Source organism: Listeria farberi, from assembly GCF_014229295.1.
GTDB classification, from domain to species: Bacteria; Bacillota; Bacilli; order Lactobacillales; family Listeriaceae; genus Listeria; species Listeria farberi.
In genome coordinates, this window is sequence record NZ_JAARZL010000001.1 from 982,033 (window position 1) to 1,000,502 (window position 18,470).

Consider the following 18,470-nt stretch of genomic DNA (forward strand, 5'->3'; position numbering starts at 1 on the left):
GAGAAAAATGACCTATGTAGAAATGAAAGATGTATCTAAATACTATCAAATGGGTGAGAATGTTGTTACTGCTAATGATAAAATCACTTTCGGGATAAAAAAAGGTGAATTTGTTGTTATTGTTGGACCTTCCGGGGCTGGAAAATCCACTGTACTCAACATCCTTGGTGGAATGGATAGCGCAAGTGAAGGACAAATTAGCGTAGACGGGCAAGATATTGCTCAATATAGCGCAAAGCAATTAACCAAGTATCGACGAACAGATGTCGGTTTTGTATTCCAATTTTACAATTTGGTACCTAATTTGACTGCCAAAGAGAATGTAGAATTAGCAGCCCAAATTGCGCCGAATGCACTAGATGCAGAAACAGTTTTAACCCAAGTTGGCTTAAGCCACAGACTAGACAATTTTCCAGCACAATTATCTGGCGGGGAACAGCAGCGTGTCGCCATAGCTCGTGCACTTGCTAAAGCTCCGAAACTGCTTTTATGCGATGAGCCAACTGGTGCACTTGATTACGATACTGGAAAATCAGTTTTAAAATTATTACAAGAAACTTGCCGCAACACGGGGACAACCGTTATTGTCATTACTCATAACACAGCAATTACGCCAATTGCTGATCGAATTATTGAAATTAATAATGCAAAAGTTCGTAGCATCAAAGAAAATCCAGAACCAATGTCCATTGATGATTTAGAATGGTAGAAAGGAGCAACTAGTGAAACGTTCAGCTTTATGGAAAGATATCTACCGCGAAATATGGCGTTCCAAGAGCCGCTTTATTTCCATTTTTATGCTGATTATGTTAGGTGTTGCTTTTTTCTCCGGACTTAAAGCAACAGGACCAGATATGCTACTAACAGCAGACAATTATTTTAAAAAGTATGAATTAGCTAATTTTAATGTGCAATCTACTTATGGATTAGATAAGACAGATAAAGAAGCGTTAGAAGCTATTTCCGGTGTCGCACAAGTGGAGCTCGGATATACAGCAGACACTCTAATGAAAGATAAAAATATCGTTACGAAACTATTCTCCACATCCAAAAGCAATAATTTAAATCAATACAAGGTGATTAGTGGCCGTTTACCAGAAAAATCAGGAGAAATTGCGCTCGATAATAATCAACTTGTTCATAAAAATGTTAAAATTGGTGACAAAATAACTTTTGTAAAAAGCGATGGCAATAAGTTAACTAATACACTTAAAAAATCAACCTATAAAGTAGTCGGTTTTGTTAGCTCACCCGCCTATATTCAAAAGTCCGAACGTGGCTCGAGCACGGTAGGTAAAGGGAAGACAGATGCTTTTGGTGTAATTCCAGAACAGGATTTTAATTTACCAGAATACACTATTGCCAATCTTACTTTTAAGAATTTAGCAGCGAAACAAGCATTTAGTGACGCATACGTTTCCACCGAAGAAAAAGATAAGAAAAGCGTCGAAAAAGCTTTGAGAGATCAACCAGAAAAAAGATTAAATAAAATCAAGACAAATGAACAAAAGAAACTAGATGAGGCTACTGCAGAAATTAACAAAGGTAAAGCAGAATTACAAGCAAATGAAATAAAACTTGCAGATGCCAAAGCACAGTTAGAGGAAGGTTTTTCCAAATATAATGCAGCTAGAGCAAACTATGATGCAAAAATCAAACAAGGGGAAGCTGAAATTGCAAGTGGGGAAGCAGAACTTGCCAAAGCCAAAAAACAATTAGACGTAGCAAAAATGCAAATCGATCAAGGTGAAAAAGCGCTTCTACAAGCTGAGATGGAATTAGAAGAAGGACGCGCGGCTTGGGAAGATGCAAATAATCTCTTAAATACAGCAAATGGTTATTTACGAGCTACAAAATCGACTATAGAAAATGCTTTAAAACAACCAGATTTAACTGATTTTGAAATAGACCGGGTAAGTTTAACAGATTCATTTCAAATGCTCACATCCGAACTCGATTTATCAAATGCGGAGCGCGAAGAATACGAAAATGCCATGAATAATTTACTAGATGATTATGAAAATGGCGCTATTAGCGATGCGGAAATTAGAGAAGCTCTAAATGAGGCCCTTACACAAGTCGTTAATGCTGAAAATGAATACCAATCCGCTAGAACCACTTTAGATGCTGAAAAACAAACGATAGAACAAGGCGAAAAAACATTGGCTGCCAAAACCCAAGAACTTCAAAAAGCAAAAATTGCTTACCAAAATGGCCTTACCAAATATCAAGCAGGTCTTGAAAAAATTTCGCAAGCAAAACAGCAATTAGCTGATGGAAAAGAAACAGGTTCCGCAGAATTACAAAATGCACTTGCAAAATTAAATGCCGGACAAGCAGAATACGATAAAAATTTCGCTTTATTTAAAAAAGAAAAAGCGAAAGCAGAAGCCAAATTAGCCAGTGCGGAAAAAGATGTACAAATCGGTCAGCAAAAATTAGATGCGCTGAAACTTCCGAAATACTATGTCCTTGATCGTAATGATAATCCAGGCTATAGCGAGTACAAAGAAAATGCAGATCGTTTAACTTCCTTATCGACCGCCTTTCCAATTTTCTTCTTTTTAATTGCTGCTCTTGTTTGTTTAACGACAATGACGCGCATGGTAGAGGAACAGAGAACGCAAATTGGAACATTAAAAGCATTTGGTTATTCCAATGGTAGTATTATTTTGAAATATCTTGTTTATGGGTCGATTGCCAGTGTCATTGGAAGCGTACTTGGAATTTTAATTGGCTTTCAATTTTTCCCGAACATTATTTTCAATGCCTATAAATCCATGTATGAAATGCCATCTGTAGATATTGGATTTTATTGGAGTTATAGCTTGCTTGCTTTATTTGTCGCTTTATTCTGTACCACATTTACAGCTTATGTAGCTTGTCGTGCTGAACTTCGCGCCAATGCAGCAACGTTAATGCGTCCTAAAGCGCCAAAAATCGGCAAACGGATTTTCTTAGAGCGAATTAGTTTTGTCTGGAAACGAATGAACTTCACAAGTAAAGTGACTGCAAGAAATTTATTCCGTTACAAACAGAGAATGCTCATGACGGTTCTAGGAGTTGCTGGATGTACAGCATTAATTCTAACTGGATTTGGACTACGAAATTCAATTAGTGATATCGCCAAAATGCAATATGGCCAAATTATGAAATATGACGCAGCTATTTATCAAGACATGAGCGCACCACCTGCAGCCAAAGAAACTTTTGATGAACTAATGAATGACTCCAATATCAAAAGCAAATTAGCTATGTCACAAAAAAATATTGATACTGTAAAATCAGGACAATCAGCACAAACTACCTCTATTATTGTTCCTGAAAATTTAAATGAACTACCCGATTACATCGTGCTTCGTGACCGAGCTAGTCATACAACCGAAAAACTCACTGATGACGGAGCAATTATAACGGAAAAACTGGCCAAATTATTCGGTATAAAGCCAGGTGACACAATTACCGTCAAAAATGCTGAAAATGACAAATTCCAAATAAAAGTTAGTGCCGTTACTGAAAACTACGCCATGCACTATATTTATATGACCAAAGCGTATTATCAGCAAACATTTAAGGAAAAACCAGTCTACAATTTAGATTTATTGATGTTAAAAGATACCTCCGAAAAAGTAGAAAGCAACTTTGCGGAAAAATTAACAGATAGTAAAGCAATTTTAAATGTTACTTTTTCCAATAATGTTAGTTCCTTGTTAAATGATACACTGGATAGTCTAAATATTGTTATTGTGGTACTCATTACTTCAGCTGCATTACTTGCGTTTGTAGTGCTTTACAATTTAACAAATATTAACGTATCAGAACGAATACGAGAACTTTCTACTATTAAAGTACTCGGCTTTTATCCAAAAGAAGTGACAATGTATGTCTACCGTGAAAACATTATTTTAACCTTAATGGGCATTGCCGCGGGATTTGTCCTTGGCTTCTTCTTGCACCGATTCGTCATCACAACCGCAGAAGTGGATCAAATGATGTTCAGTCCGGCGATTAGTTGGACAAGCTACCTATTTTCCGGCATACTCACCCTCGTTTTTGCAACAATTGTGATGGTTGTTATGCACATTAAACTGAAACGAATTGACATGATTGAAGCACTAAAATCAGTTGAATAATAATGAAAAGAACTTGTTTTTTGGCAAGTTCTTTTCATTTGACTTAAAAATAAATAAAGCTTAAACTAAAAAATAGTTAAAGGGGTGAACTTTATTTGGAAAGACAAAAAGTAAAACAACTAATAAAAAGCTACCAACAAACATATATATTTGCGATGAATCAAATACATCAAGCTATTTCGGAAATTTCCGCAAGTACTGTTGACCTTTCCATTGAGCAGTTTTTTGTATTGCGCGAGATTGCTACCTATGATGGTATTAGTGCAACAGAACTGGCAGCCACTTTAGCAGTAAATAAGAGTGCTATTACACCTAAGCTGAAAAAACTAGAAGAAAAGGGCTACATTAGACGAGAACGAAACCAGCAAGATAAACGTGCCGTAGTTTTAACTATCTCAGAAAAAGGGAATAGCGTTTACGAAGAGTGTGAAAAACAATTAGAGTTACTCGTAAACGAATGGCTCGAAATACTAGGGGAAAAAGACAGCGAACAATTTTTTGAGTTGTTTCAAAAAATTACCAAGTCGGTTGTCGAGCCTAAAAATAAAAGGAGAGATTTGGCATGAAATGGATTATGAAACTCCGCTGGGCTATTTTAGCATTTTGGCTTGCAGCAGCAGTCGTATTAATGTTTATTGCACCACCCATGGCAGATCTTGTACGCGAAAAAGGCGAATTAAAGCTGCCTGATGGCTATCCGTCATCACTAGCAACGGAAATGCAAAAGAAACATAATCCAGATGATAAAGGTTCAGCTTACATTGCTGTTTATACAGCTGACCATAAGTTAACTGGAACAGAGCTAAACAATATTAAAAAATCACTAGATTCTATTGACAAAAATAAAGATGAACTTCATGTAACCAACGTGGTATCAAGTTTTAACCAACCAGAACTTAAAGATAAATTCTTATCAAAAGATGGTAAAACGATGGTAGCAAGTTTAACTGTAGATGATGCAGATGCCTCTGTTAAAAGTATTCGAAACGCTCTAGATAAAAAAATGAATGTTAAAGGCGTTGATACTTACTTAACAGGAAATAAACTAATTCAAGAAGACGTCGTTCAAGGTTCAGAAGACGGTTTACATAAAACAGAAGGCATCACAGTTGTCTTTATACTAGTTGTATTATTCCTTGTTTTTAGATCTGCAGTTGCTCCGTTTATTCCACTTTTAACAGTAGGAATAAGTTATCTTGTCGCACAAAGTACTGTAGCATTCTTAATAGATCTATTTAATTTTCCAGTTTCCACATACACGCAAATATTTATGGTTTGTATTATGTTCGGCATTGGGACTGATTATTGTATTCTCTTAATGAGTCGATTTAAAGAAGAAATGGGAGCAGGACTTGATCCACGAGAAGCTGTTCATGCCACATATCGTACAGCTGGGAAAACAGTTATTTATAGCGGTGTAGCGGTTCTTGTTGCATTTACTTCCCTTTATTTTGTTCAATTTGATTTATATCGATCCGCAGTGGCAGTCGGCGTTGGAATTATCATTTTACTTGCCGCACTTTATACGCTTGTACCATTCTTTATGAGCACGCTCGGAACCCATTTATTTTGGCCATTAAATAAAAATATTAGCCATAAGGAAAATAAAGTTTGGGGCGCCGCTGGTAAATTCACTTTTGCTAGACCGTGGATTGCTTTATTAATCGTTGCCGCGATTACGTTGCCGCCAATTTTACTTCATACAGGAACAGAATCATTCAACTCACTAGATGAAATTAGTGACAAATATCCTTCCAAAAAAGGTTTTGAAATTGTTTCAGATAGTTTTGGAGCAGGGCAAGTAGCGCCTACACAAGTTTTTATCGAAAATGATGATAACATGCGTACAACCGAATACATCGCGCAAATTGAAAAAATTTCCGATGATTTATCACATCTAAAAGGCATTGATATGGTTATGAGCGCTTCACGTCCAGCCGGAAAACGAGTAGATGATATTTACATTAAAAACCAAGCTGGACAAGTAAACGACGGCGTAGGCCAAGCAACTGATGGCGTAGGGGAAGTGAAAAAAGGCTTAGATTCAGCAAGTTCAGAACTCAAAAAATCCGAGCCAGCCCTTGATAAAGCCGTCTCAGGAGTAAACGACTTACAAAAAGGCACTGTTGCAACACAAGAAGGAATTGACCAATTACAAACAGCGCTTGCACAAATCCAAACAGGAATTGAAAGCGGAGCAACTGGAGCTAGCGACTTAAAACAAGGCGTAGCAACAGCCAAATCACAACTAGCTACGTTACAAAATGGGGAAGCGCAAATCCAGGCAGGTTACGCTGAAATTCAGAAAAACTTACAAAACGTAGCAGACCAATTAAAAGGATTTGAAAACCCGAACTCCCAAGCAATTGATACTTCCAGACTAGAGGCGCAGTTTAAAAAAATCGGGGAATCTTTTCAAGCATTTGCAGCAGCTCATCCAGAAGTGAGAAATGATCCTCGATTCCAAAAACTAGCCGCAGATATTCAAGGCTTAGAAACAGCTGGAAATGAATTGAAAACAACTGCCGGACAACAAATGGCAGCACTTCAAGCAAAAATGAAAGAACTAAATCAAGGTATTCAGCAACTAGCAACCGCAATGAATCAATTAAATGCACAGTCCAAGCAAATCTCGAACGGACTTAGCGCTTTTAGTACAGGACTTGGCCAAATCGAAACAGGACTAGATCAATTAGAAAAAGGTTTAAATCAAGCCGCAGACGGTCAAGGACAAGTGGTTTCCAAAATGCCGGAAATATCTAATGCTCTAAATCAAATCGCCGCTGGACAAGGTGCTCTAAAAGATGGCTTTGCAGGCATTAACGGTCAAATGGGTCAATTAACAGATGGCCTAACCTCCGGGGCAGATGGATTAGGCAAAGTAGAAAGCGGTCTAAACACAGCGAACGGACTTATTGAAGATTGGTCAAAAGTTCCCTATGCAAGTTCCGGAATTTATGTACCAGATGCGCTACTAAAAAATGCTGACTTCCAAAAAGTATTAGACCAGTACATCTCTTCTGATGGAAAACTGGCAACAATTAATGTGATTTTAACTAAAAATCCATATTCCAATGAAGCGATGGATTCGATTGATGACATTAATGAACAACTAGCAGCCAGTATGAAAGGAACCAAACTAGAAAATGCGAAAATTGGTATTGGTGGAATGACGAGTGCCAATTACGATACAAGAGATATGTCAACTGCTGACTATCATTTAGTTCTTGTTATCGTTCTAGCGAGTGTTTTTGTCACGCTTGTTATTGTGCTACGTTCTCTAGTCATGCCAATTTATCTAATTGCATCACTAGTATTAACATACTTTGCTGCACTTGGGTTCGCAGAAATTATCTTTATGCGAATTCTCGGATACAGTGGTCTAACATGGGCAACGCCGTTCTTCGGATTTGTAGTACTCGTTGCACTCGGTATTGATTATTCGATATTCTTGATGTCGAGATTTAACGAATACAACGGACTCTCTGTACGTGATAGAATGATAAAAGCCATGAAAAATATGGGTGGTGTTATCTTCTCAGCAGTCATTATTCTCGGAGGAACATTCGCTGCAATGATGCCAGCTGGCGTACTTTCTTTGTTGGAAATAGCGACTGTTGTTCTAATCGGATTAGTACTTTATGCCGTCGTTATTTTACCGCTCTTCGTTCCGGTAATGGTTAAACTATTCGGACGAGGCAACTGGTGGCCATTTATTACAAGAAAAGGTGACCATCAAGAAAACGTACCACCGAAAAAATAACAAAATAAACCGCATTCCTTTTTAAAGGGGTGCGGTTTTTAGTTTGATTTCAAAAATTAATTTGCTAAGATAAGTGTAGATAGATAAATGAAGGAGGAAGGAACCATGATAAAACTCGGAAATGACTGGGATGAGTTACTAAAAAATGAGTTTAACCAACCATATTATTTAACCCTTCGCCAGTTCTTAAAAAAAGAATACCAATCAAAAAAAATATTTCCAGACATGTACGATATTTTCAATGCATTAAAGCATACAGCCTATAAAGATGTCAAAGTGGTAATTCTCGGACAAGACCCATATCACGGGCCAGGTCAAGCACACGGGCTCTCATTTTCCGTTCAACAAGGAGTACAGATTCCACCATCACTGCAAAATATTTATTTAGAATTACATAATGACTTGAATTGTGAGATTCCAAATAATGGTTATTTGATATCGTGGGCAGATCAAGGAGTACTACTATTAAATACGGTTCTAACTGTACGCGCTGGTCAAGCTAACTCACACCGGGGACAAGGCTGGGAAATACTAACGAACCGCATTATTGAAATCATTAATCAAAAAGAAGAACCAGTAGTCTTTTTACTATGGGGAAGCAATGCGAAAGAAAAGGTGCAATTACTAACAAACCCGAAACATACTGCGTTTACATCCGTTCATCCAAGCCCACTTTCAGCATCGCGCGGTTTTATGGGATGCAAACATTTTTCTAAGACGAATCAATTCTTAGAACAAAATGGTGTAAAACCAATCGATTGGCAAATTCCTTCTATATAAATAAAAACATCTCGCCATTAATTGACGAGATGTTTTTTACTTATTAACCATTTTTAGTGCTTTCTCTGTATTTGCGAAATGTTGTTTTGTATATTTAGCTAATGTTTCCAAACCAAATCGTTCGATGATTTCCGCTGCAACAGCATCCACATGAGGTCCTGCACCTTTTGGAAGCGAGATGCCAACTTCTTTTGACATCGCATCAAAAGCTTGCACAAATTTATAACGAGCAATAATCGAAGCAGCAGCTACGGAAAGATGTAACCCTTCTGCTTTTGTCGCAAAAAACACATCTTCTCGAATAATACTTGGTTCTTTTGCTAAATAACGGTAATACGTATTTTTTTCAGCAAATTGATCAATTAAAATCGCTTCTGGTTTAACTGGAGCAAGCTTTTTCAAGACGTTTTCAATGGCGCGATTATGTAATAAAGCTTTCATTTGTCCTTGGTTCATGCCCCTTTTTTGGAGTTCGTTGTATTTAGGATTAGGGCAAAGTAGCACACTATGTGGAACAAGTAGCATGATTTTCTCGGCAATGCGACAAATTTCTGGATCTTTCATCGCTTTAGAATCTTTTACGCCTAGTTCTTTTAAAAGTGGCATCATTTCCGCGTCCACGTATGCGGCACAAACCGTAATCGGTCCAAAAAAATCGCCAGTGCCGACTTCATCTGAACCAATGACATTTTTTGATGCGAAGTTTGCCGGAAGAATCCCTTTAGAGACGGAGGGCGCTTTTGCTTTTGATTCTGGAAGAGTTGCTACCCATTTTTTTGCTTCAGCTTCCCCGTTCACCCCTTGAAACATCACTTTGCGCGATTTATAGCCAGTGATGGAGACACCAGGTTTTTTTGCAGCAAAAACAGCTCCTGGTGGTAGTTTTGGAGTAGAAAAAGGGAGATATGTTTGTTTCATTTTTTCAAGTGTTGGTTGGTCGACTAAGATAACTGTATTTGCGATAAGGCATCATCCTTTCAAAGCTCTATTGTAACATACTACGACGAAAGACTGAATATCAGCTAAACAGGTGGTTGACTCTTTTCTTTCCAGCTTTTTCGTGATAAGATTATGACAAGTAGCGGCCTAAATGAATTTGGGCGAGGAGGAATTTACGTGGCAAATGATAGAAATAAAGTAGTGACAACAATTTACGGTAGAGAATATACGATTGTTGGCGTAGAAACAACAGACCACTTACGAAAAGTAGCTCGCGAGGTCGATGAAAAAATGCACGAAATCGGCTCCCAAAATCACGCACTAGATAGTGGTAGGCTCGCTGTACTGACAGCTGTGAATGCGACACACGATTATTTAAAACTAGAACAAAAATATCTAGAGTTGGAGCAAGAACTGGCTCGAATTAAAGGAAGAGATTAATGATTTTAAATGCGATTATTTTAATTTTACTTGTTTGCGGCTTTTTTGCAGGATTTAGAACAGGCCTTATCAAACAACTTATCTTATTATTAGGTTATATTTTGGCATTTTTTATCTCGTATACGTATTACGAAGATTTAGCGCCACATTTAACATTTATTCCTTATCCAGGTAGTGATACTGCAGATGGGTTATCTATTATTTTACAAGAATTACGAACAGAAACAGCTTATTACAACGTACTTGGATTTGCGATTATTTTTATTGTCGCTATCATTGTTGTGCATATGCTCGCTTCCCTTGTTGGTGGCTTGACTAAAATACCAGTCTTACGCCAAATTAATGGATTATTAGCAGCTGTTTTTGGTGTTATTAAATCGTACTTAATTATTTTTGTTGTCTTGTTCATCATGGCAATTTATCCGGCGAATTGGTCTGAAAACCTCATCGATAGTTCGACGGTTGCCCAGTGGATACTTGAAAACACGCCAATATTGTCTGAACAATTTTATGACTGGATGACAGACATTCTGCCAAAATAAAAGAAACATTCGATACCAGATGTATACTCTTAGCCAATTTTGGATAGGATTTCTCTGGTATTTTTTAATGATGTAAAAGGAGGAAAAAAGATGGCTACCAATAAAAAAGAGATTATTCGTTTACTTGAAAAAATTGCCACTTATATGGAATTAAAAGGAGAAAACAGCTTTAAAATATCTGCTTTCCGAAAAGCCGCGCAAGCAATTGAGTTAGATAGCAGAAGCCTTTCTGAAATAGATGATTTTACGAAGATAAGTGGGATTGGGAAAACAACAGGCGAAATTATTCAACGTTATTTAGATAGCGGGAAATGTCCAGAACTTGAGGAGTTAAAAAAAGAAGTACCTGCTGGCCTCGTCCCACTTTTAGATGTGCCAGGGCTTGGCGGTAAGAAATTATCACGTCTTTATCATGAGCTTGGTGTGGTGGATAAAGATACACTACTCCAAGAAGCAGAAAACGGTCATATTGAAGCATTAAAAGGTTTTGGGAAAAAGTCTGCTGAAAAAATGGTTGAAGCAGTGCTCGAAATGGGCGAGCGTCCTGATAGATATCCGCTAAATGATGTTTTACCAATCATTCAAAAAGTAGAAGCTTATCTTGCGGATATTGCTCCAATCGAAACTTTTGCTCAAGCAGGCAGTTTACGAAGATTACGGGAAACGGTGAAAGATTTAGATTACGTTATTGCTACTGAAAAGCCAGAAGAAGTACAAAAAGCTTTACTTGCATTTCCATTAATTACGGACGTTATTGGAGCTGGTGAAACAAAAGTATCAGCTGTATTAGAAGATAAAATTACTATCTCAGTAGATTTCCGTTTAGTAGAAAAGAAAGCTTTCGCAACGACACTGCACCATTTTACTGGCTCTAAAGATCATAATATCAAAATGCGTCAATTAGCCAAACAATCAAATGAAAAAATAAGCGAATATGGTGTGGAACAAGAAGATGGCAGTGTTCGTCACTTTGAATCGGAAAAAACGTTTTTTGAACATTTTAAGCTCCCGTTTCTACCACCTGAAGTTCGCCGAGATGGCACAGAAATTGAGCGCGTGACGAAGGATACAAGATTCCTTGAATTAAGTGATATCCGGGGTGACTTACACATGCATACCACTTGGTCAGATGGGGCTTATGCGATTCCAGAAATGATTGAAGCTTGTATTGCAAAAGGGTATGAATATATGGTTATTACAGATCATGGAAAATTTTTGCGAGTAGCCAATGGTCTGGATGAGAAAAGATTACTTGAGCAACAGGAGGAAATCAAAAAAGTAGCTGCTAATTATCCGGAAATTGATGTTTATTCAGGTGTTGAAATGGATATTTTAGCGGATGGCTCACTGGACTTTGATGATGAAACATTGAAACAGCTGGATTTTGTTATCGCATCGATTCATTCCAGTTTTCAACAATCAGAAGAAGAGATTATGAAACGACTAAAAACAGCCTGTGAAAATCCATATGTGCGCCTAATTGCGCATCCAACAGGTAGAATTGTCGTGAAAAGAAAGCCATATCATGTTAATATGAAAGAACTAATCAATTTAGCGAAAAATACAGGAACTGCCTTAGAATTAAATGCCAATCCACAGCGTCTTGATTTAAACCGCGAGCATTTAGAAATGGCTCACGCGGCGGGAGTTCCAATTGCAATTAATACGGATGCACACGACACGAAACATCTTGATTTTATGTCGATTGGAGTCCGTGCTGCAACGAAAGCTTGGCTAGATAAATCTGCAATCCTGAATACGAAATCAGCCGCAGAATTCAAACAATTTTTACAGAATAAATAACTTTTAAAAAGAAGGATGACAAATGGAAAAAAAAGTAGAAGCCATTTTAGAATTTGATAAAATAAAAAAACAACTTGCTGAATTTGCTTCTTCTTCACTAGGGGAGCAAGCGATTTACGAACTTGCTCCAGCTACAGATTTTCAAGTGGTACAAAAAGTACAACTTGAAACAGAAGAAGGAGCCAAAATTATTCGCTTACGGGGAAGTGCGCCAATCACTGGTCTAACAGATGTTTTTGCACATTTAAAACGTCTAGAGATTGGGGGCGATTTAAACGGGCTAGAAATCTACCAAATTGGTAGTAACTTGCGTGTAAGCCGTCAAATGAAAAACTTTATGAACGACTTACTAGAAATTGGGGTCGAAATACCTTTACTCGGCGCACTTTCTGATGAACTTTTAGTATTAAAAGATGTAGAGGAAGATATTGCCATTTCAATAGATGAAAGCGGGAAAATATTAGATACAGCTAGTGAAGCCCTTAGCTCGATTCGTCGTACTTTGCGCCGGACAGAGGACCGGGTGCGTGAAAAGCTAGAATCTTATTTACGCGATCGCAACGCTTCAAAAATGCTAAGTGATGCGGTTATTACGATTCGAAATGATCGCTATGTTATCCCCGTGAAACAAGAATATAAAGGACATTATGGCGGTATCGTTCATGACCAATCTGCATCCGGTCAAACGCTTTTCATTGAGCCACAAAGCGTGGTTGATCTAAATAACGAACGCAAAGCCCTTCAAGCGAAAGAAAAACAAGAAATCGAACGAATCTTAGCTGAAATTTCTGCTTCATTAGCTGGCTGGATTAATGAGATTCATCATAATACCTTTATTTTAGGTCGATTTGATTTCATTCTCGCAAAAGCTCGATTCGGGAAAGCTGTGAAAGCTGTAACGCCGCATTTGAGCGATACAGGAATCGTCCATTTAATAGCAGCCAGACATCCGCTTTTAGATGCTGAGAAAGTTGTTGCTAATGACATTTATTTAGGTGAGGATTTTAGTACGATTGTTATTACTGGTCCAAATACAGGTGGTAAAACAATTACGTTAAAAACATTAGGCTTATTAACCTTGATGGCACAATCAGGCTTACAAATCCCAGCGCAAGAAGATTCGACTATCGCTGTTTTTGAAAACGTATTTGCTGATATTGGCGATGAACAATCTATCGAACAAAGCTTAAGTACTTTTTCATCCCATATGACAAACATTGTTTCCATTTTAGAAAAAGTAAATCATAAATCACTTATTTTATATGATGAGCTTGGTGCAGGAACGGATCCTCAAGAAGGAGCAGCACTCGCCATTGCCATTCTTGATGCGAGTCATAAAAAAGGTGCAAGTGTGGTGGCAACGACTCACTATCCTGAACTAAAAGCTTATGGATATAACCGAGCACATGCGACAAATGCTTCCGTTGAATTTAATGTTGAAACACTCAGTCCAACATACAAACTACTCATTGGCGTACCTGGACGAAGTAACGCATTTGATATTTCACGCCGCCTTGGTTTAAGTGAAAGTATCATCACAGAAGCAAGAAGCCTCGTTGATACTGAAAGTGCAGACTTAAATGACATGATATCAAGTCTAGAAGAAAAACGAAATCTAGCAGAAAGAGAATATGAAGAAGCGCGCGAACTAGCTCGCGGTGCCGATGCTCTTTTAAAAGATTTACAAAAAGAAATTACCAATTACTATCAACAAAAAGATAAATTACTCGAACAAGCAAACGAAAAAGCTGCTGGAATCGTAGAAAAAGCCGAAACAGAAGCCGAAGAAATTATCCATGAACTGCGCGCAATGCAATTAAACGGGGCAGCGGGAATCAAAGAACATGAACTAATCGATGCTAAAACAAGACTTGGAAAAACTAAACCAAAAACAATAAATAAAACTATTCCACAAGCACCAAAACAAAAGCCACACGTATTCCAAGAAGGAGACAATGTTCGTGTCCTATCGCTCGGCCAAAAAGGCACACTTTTAAACAAAATTAGCGATAAAGAATGGAACGTCCAAATCGGCATCATCAAAATGAAAATCAAAACCACTGACTTAGAATACATTCAACCAGAGAAACCAAAAAAACAACGAATCATTACATCGGTTCATAGCGGCGGCTCTCCAGCAAAAAGCGAGCTCGATTTGCGCGGCGAACGTTACGAAGATGCTTTGCAAAAAGTCGACAAATACTTGGATGAAGCACTACTCGCAGGATATCCTCAAGTAGCAATTATTCATGGTAAAGGAACTGGTGCCCTTAGAACCGGCGTCACAGAATATCTAAAAAATCATCGCATGGTCAAATCGATTCGCTTCGGAGCCGCAGCAGAAGGCGGGAACGGTGTAACAATCGTTGAGTTCAAGTAAACAACTGAGCAAAAACATGGCTCCAAATTGGCGTAAATGCTATACTGTGTGTACAAAAGTCATAAGGAGTGAATTAAATCATGGTAAAAGAAATTACAGATGCAACATTTGAACAAGAAACTAATGAAGGTTTAGTATTAACAGATTTCTGGGCAACATGGTGTGGTCCTTGCCGCATGGTGGCTCCAGTTTTAGAAGAAATACAAGAAGAACGCGGCGAAGCACTTAAAATCGTCAAAATGGACGTAGATGAAAACCCAGAAACACCTGGAAGCTTTGGTGTTATGAGCATTCCAACACTTCTTATAAAAAAAGATGGCGAAGTAGTAGAAACAATTATCGGCTACCGTCCAAAAGAAGAACTGGATGAAGTCATCAACAAATACGTTTAAAATTATGCTAAAATGAAAGAAGCTTAGAACAAACATTCTAGGCTTCTTTTTAAATGTGTAACTGGAGTTGATAAAATGTCTTCTGAACATATCCAAAATAAACTAGCGCTTCTGCCGGACCAACCTGGTTGTTATTTGATGAAAGATAGACAAGGAACTATCATTTATGTCGGAAAAGCAAAAGTGTTAAAAAATCGTGTCCGTTCGTATTTTTCAGGAACACACGACAGTAAAACGCAGCGCTTAGTTCAAGAAATTGTGGACTTTGAATATATCGTAACATCATCCAACGTAGAAGCATTACTACTAGAAATCAATTTAATTAAAAAACACGACCCACGTTTTAATATTCGCTTAAAAGATGACAAAACTTATCCGTTTATTAAAATTACGAATGAACGACATCCGCGCCTGATTATTACCCGTCAAGTAAAGAAAGACAAAGGGAAATATTTCGGTCCTTATCCAAATGTCTATGCTGCAAATGAAGTAAAACGTATTTTAGACCGACTTTATCCACTTCGTAAATGCAGTACATTACCAAATAAAGTGTGTTTATATTATCATCTTGGACAATGCCTTGCCCCGTGTGTATTTGACGTGGAAGCAAGTAAGTATAAAGAAATGCAAGATGAAATCGTAGCCTTCTTAAATGGCGGCTATAAAACCGTTAAAAATGATTTAATGAAAAAAATGCAAGAAGCGGCAGAAAATATGGAGTTCGAAAAAGCCGGTGAATTCCGTGACCAGATTAATGCAATCGAAACAACAATGGAAAAACAAAAAATGACGATGAACGATTTCGTCGACCGCGATGTCTTTGGTTACGCCATTGATAAAGGCTGGATGTGCGTCCAAGTATTTTTCATTCGCCAAGGAAAACTGATTGAGCGCGATGTTTCTCAATTTCCATTTTACAATGATGCTGATGAAGATTTCCTCACATTTATTGGCCAGTTTTATCAAAAAGCAAACCATATTCCACCTAAAGAAATTTATTTACCAGATGATGTCGATAGCGAAGCCGTTCAAGCCGTCGTTCCCGATACAAAAATTATCGTACCACAGCGCGGAAATAAAAAAGAGCTCGTAAAACTTGCTTATAAAAATGCCAAAATCGCGCTAAACGAGAAATTTATGCTACTTGAACGTAATGAAGAACGTACAGTTGGTGCAGTAGAGCGACTTGGTGAGGCAATGGGGATTCCAACACCATCGCGGGTGGAAGCATTTGACAACTCCAATATTCACGGTACAGACCCAGTTTCCGCGATGGTCACATTTCTCGACGGAAAACCAAGTAAAAATGATTATCGTAAATACAAAATTAAAACCGTGGAAGGACCAGATGATTACGCAACAATGCGAGAAGTTATCCGACGTCGTTACTGGAGGGTACTTAAAGAAGCATTACCAATGCCTGATTTAATATTAATTGATGGTGGTAAAGGACAAATTGATAGCGCCAAAGATGTCCTAACAAATGAACTTGGCTTAGATATTCCAGTAGCTGGTCTTGCAAAGGATGACAAACACCGCACCAGTCAACTATTATTTGGCGATCCACTAGAAATTGTTCCACTCGAAAGAAACAGCCAAGAATTCTATTTACTACAACGCATGCAAGATGAAGTCCATCGTTTTGCCATTACTTTTCACCGACAACTCCGTAGCAAAACTGGCTTCCAATCCATTCTTGACGGCATTCCAGGAGTAGGACCCGGACGTAAGAAAAAATTACTTAAACACTTCGGCTCCATGAAAAAATTAAAAGAAGCGTCTATTGAAGAAATTAAAGAAGCAGGTGTCCCACTAAATGTTGCTGAAGAAGTGCATAAACACATCACAGCATTCAATGAAAAAGCAAAAAATACTGAACAAAAATGATTTTCTACACTATTAATAAACGCCAATGATTTTGATGTTATTGGCGTTTATTGCGTAGAAATAGATAAACAACTGAACGAACCTCTCAGATAAAATAGCTTTTCCACATAATAAACTTCCCTTCATCACATAAATGCGCTAAAATATAAACATTGATAAAAAAGAACTAACAAGACAGGAGGGAACGAGATTGGGACTAGTCGTATTAAAATTTGGTGGAACCTCTGTGAGCACCGTGGATAAAATCGGGAAAACAGCAGAACAAGCCATTTATGAAAAAAAACAAGGGAATAAAGTCATCGTTGTCGTTTCCGCAATGGGGAAATCAACTGACAAATTAGTCGCAATGGCTGAAGAAATTAGCGAGGCTCCAGATAAACGCGAAATGGATATGCTACTTTCTACTGGCGAACAAATTACCATTTCTTTACTTGCGATGACATTAAAAGAAAAAGGGCACGACGCTATTTCGTATACAGGATGGCAAGCGGGAATTGAAACAGAAGCCGTACATAGTAATGCGAGAATTGCCGATATTGATAGCGCTCGTATTGAATCTGCACTTGATGCGGGACAAATTGTCGTTGTAGCTGGATTCCAAGGCTTCACAACAGATGGTGAAATTACTACGCTAGGTCGGGGAGGCTCCGATACAACTGCAGTTGCTATCGCATCCGCTCTGAAAGCTGAAAAATGCGCGATTTGCACGGATGTAGTGGGTGTATTTACAACCGATCCTCGTTACGTGAAAAAAGCCCAAAAGCTAGAACAAATCACCTATGATGAAATGTTAGAATTAGCTAATCTTGGTGCCGGGGTTTTACATCCCCGCTCGGTTGAATATGCCAAAAACTTCCGAATTCCGCTTGAAGTCAGAGCGAGTCACGAACAAGTACCAGGAACAATGATTGAGGAGGATCTAACAATGGAAAATACCAAAGTAGTCCGTGGAATCGCTTTTGAAGACCAAATCACTCGTGTAACTATCCACTGGAAACAAAAAGAAGCAATGCGTGTGTCCAAAGTCTTTACAAAATTAGCAGAAAATAATATTGATGTAGATATTATTATTCAAGGAATTACTGGACTAGGTCACGGCAATCTATCCTTCACTATCAAAACAAGCGCACTCTTAGCGACACTGGCAGTTTTAGAAGAAAGCAAAGAATTGCTTCAAATCGAAAAACTAGAATCAGAACAAGATTTAGCAAAGGTGTCCATTGTTGGCTCTGGAATGGTAAGTAATCCTGGTGTAGCTGCCAAAATGTTTGAAGCGCTAACAGAAAATAATATCCCCATAAAAATGATTAGCACATCCGAAATTAAAGTCTCCACTGTCGTATCAGCGCGTAAAATGGTTGAAGCGGCACAAGTTTTACATGACCAATTTGAGCTAGATAAATAAAATAA

13 protein-coding genes are annotated in these 18,470 nt (G+C 38.0%); 12 read left to right on the top strand and 1 reads right to left on the bottom strand.

What is annotated here, in order from left to right; translation table 11 throughout:
* Window positions 1-7: 7 nt before the first annotated feature.
* The 5 genes from HCB38_RS04930 to HCB38_RS04950 all read left to right on the top strand — a co-directional run bounded on the left by HCB38_RS04930 (window position 8) and on the right by HCB38_RS04950 (window position 8,676).
* A complete protein-coding gene (locus HCB38_RS04930; RefSeq protein ID WP_185637714.1) occupies window positions 8-709 on the top strand; it encodes an ABC transporter ATP-binding protein in 702 nt (233 codons plus the stop codon).
* A 13-nt stretch (window positions 710-722) separates the two neighbouring features.
* Entirely contained in the window at window positions 723-4,133 is a 3,411-nt protein-coding gene (locus HCB38_RS04935) for an FtsX-like permease family protein (protein ID WP_185637717.1), read from the top strand.
* Between the two features lie 95 nt (window positions 4,134-4,228).
* The gene (locus HCB38_RS04940) at window positions 4,229-4,699 is read left to right on the top strand and encodes a MarR family winged helix-turn-helix transcriptional regulator (protein WP_185318559.1); all 471 of its coding nucleotides are present in this window, start codon (window positions 4,229-4,231) and stop codon (window positions 4,697-4,699) included.
* Window positions 4,696-7,896, top strand: a complete 3,201-nt coding sequence (locus HCB38_RS04945) for an MMPL family transporter (protein WP_185637719.1) — start codon at window positions 4,696-4,698, stop codon at window positions 7,894-7,896. The genes HCB38_RS04940 and HCB38_RS04945 overlap by 4 nt, the downstream gene beginning before the upstream one ends.
* A 105-nt stretch (window positions 7,897-8,001) precedes the next feature.
* Entirely contained in the window at window positions 8,002-8,676 is a 675-nt protein-coding gene (locus HCB38_RS04950) for a uracil-DNA glycosylase (protein ID WP_185619918.1), read from the top strand.
* Window positions 8,677-8,712: 36 nt separating this feature from the next.
* Here the strand turns inward: HCB38_RS04950 and rnhC are convergent, their stop codons facing one another.
* The gene (rnhC, locus tag HCB38_RS04955; protein WP_185638010.1) at window positions 8,713-9,639 is read right to left on the bottom strand and encodes a ribonuclease HIII; all 927 of its coding nucleotides are present in this window, start codon (window positions 9,637-9,639) and stop codon (window positions 8,713-8,715) included.
* A 153-nt stretch (window positions 9,640-9,792) separates the two neighbouring features.
* On the opposite strand from rnhC, the gene zapA reads away from it, so the two are divergent.
* From zapA to HCB38_RS04990, 7 genes are all read left to right on the top strand, one after another.
* Window positions 9,793-10,056, top strand: coding sequence for a cell division protein ZapA (gene zapA / locus HCB38_RS04960; protein WP_185318562.1), 264 nt, complete (start codon window positions 9,793-9,795; stop codon window positions 10,054-10,056).
* Window positions 10,056-10,598 carry a CvpA family protein gene (locus tag HCB38_RS04965; RefSeq protein ID WP_185318563.1) on the top strand — a complete coding sequence of 181 codons (543 nt, stop codon included), beginning with the start codon at window positions 10,056-10,058 and terminating at the stop codon, window positions 10,596-10,598. Before zapA ends, HCB38_RS04965 begins: the two co-directional genes overlap by 1 nt.
* A gap of 90 nt (window positions 10,599-10,688) precedes the next feature.
* A complete protein-coding gene (polX, locus tag HCB38_RS04970) occupies window positions 10,689-12,401 on the top strand; it encodes a DNA polymerase/3'-5' exonuclease PolX (protein WP_185637720.1) in 1,713 nt (570 codons plus the stop codon).
* A 22-nt stretch (window positions 12,402-12,423) separates the two neighbouring features.
* On the top strand, window positions 12,424-14,781 hold the full coding sequence (locus HCB38_RS04975) for an endonuclease MutS2 (RefSeq protein ID WP_185637722.1): 2,358 nt from the start codon (window positions 12,424-12,426) through the stop codon (window positions 14,779-14,781).
* Window positions 14,782-14,861: 80 nt separating this feature from the next.
* On the top strand, window positions 14,862-15,173 hold the full coding sequence (gene trxA / locus HCB38_RS04980) for a thioredoxin (RefSeq protein WP_185318566.1): 312 nt from the start codon (window positions 14,862-14,864) through the stop codon (window positions 15,171-15,173).
* A 75-nt stretch (window positions 15,174-15,248) separates the two neighbouring features.
* Window positions 15,249-17,060 (top strand): excinuclease ABC subunit UvrC, encoded by a 1,812-nt coding sequence (gene uvrC, locus HCB38_RS04985; RefSeq protein ID WP_185318567.1) that lies wholly within the window; start codon window positions 15,249-15,251, stop codon window positions 17,058-17,060.
* 190 nt (window positions 17,061-17,250) lie between these two features.
* Window positions 17,251-18,465 (top strand): aspartate kinase, encoded by a 1,215-nt coding sequence (locus HCB38_RS04990; protein ID WP_185637724.1) that lies wholly within the window; start codon window positions 17,251-17,253, stop codon window positions 18,463-18,465.
* Window positions 18,466-18,470 lie beyond the last annotated feature (5 nt).

Coding starts and splice junctions, on each gene's coding strand:
- uvrC (WP_185318567.1), top strand. CDS start 15,249: ATGTCTTCTGAACATATCCAAAATAAACTAGCGCTTCTGCCGGACCAA.
- HCB38_RS04950 (WP_185619918.1), top strand. CDS start 8,002: ATGATAAAACTCGGAAATGACTGGGATGAGTTACTAAAAAATGAGTTT.
- trxA (WP_185318566.1), top strand. CDS start 14,862: ATGGTAAAAGAAATTACAGATGCAACATTTGAACAAGAAACTAATGAA.
- HCB38_RS04930 (WP_185637714.1), top strand. CDS start 8: ATGACCTATGTAGAAATGAAAGATGTATCTAAATACTATCAAATGGGT.
- HCB38_RS04965 (WP_185318563.1), top strand. CDS start 10,056: ATGATTTTAAATGCGATTATTTTAATTTTACTTGTTTGCGGCTTTTTT.
- polX (WP_185637720.1), top strand. CDS start 10,689: ATGGCTACCAATAAAAAAGAGATTATTCGTTTACTTGAAAAAATTGCC.
- HCB38_RS04975 (WP_185637722.1), top strand. CDS start 12,424: ATGGAAAAAAAAGTAGAAGCCATTTTAGAATTTGATAAAATAAAAAAA.
- HCB38_RS04945 (WP_185637719.1), top strand. CDS start 4,696: ATGAAATGGATTATGAAACTCCGCTGGGCTATTTTAGCATTTTGGCTT.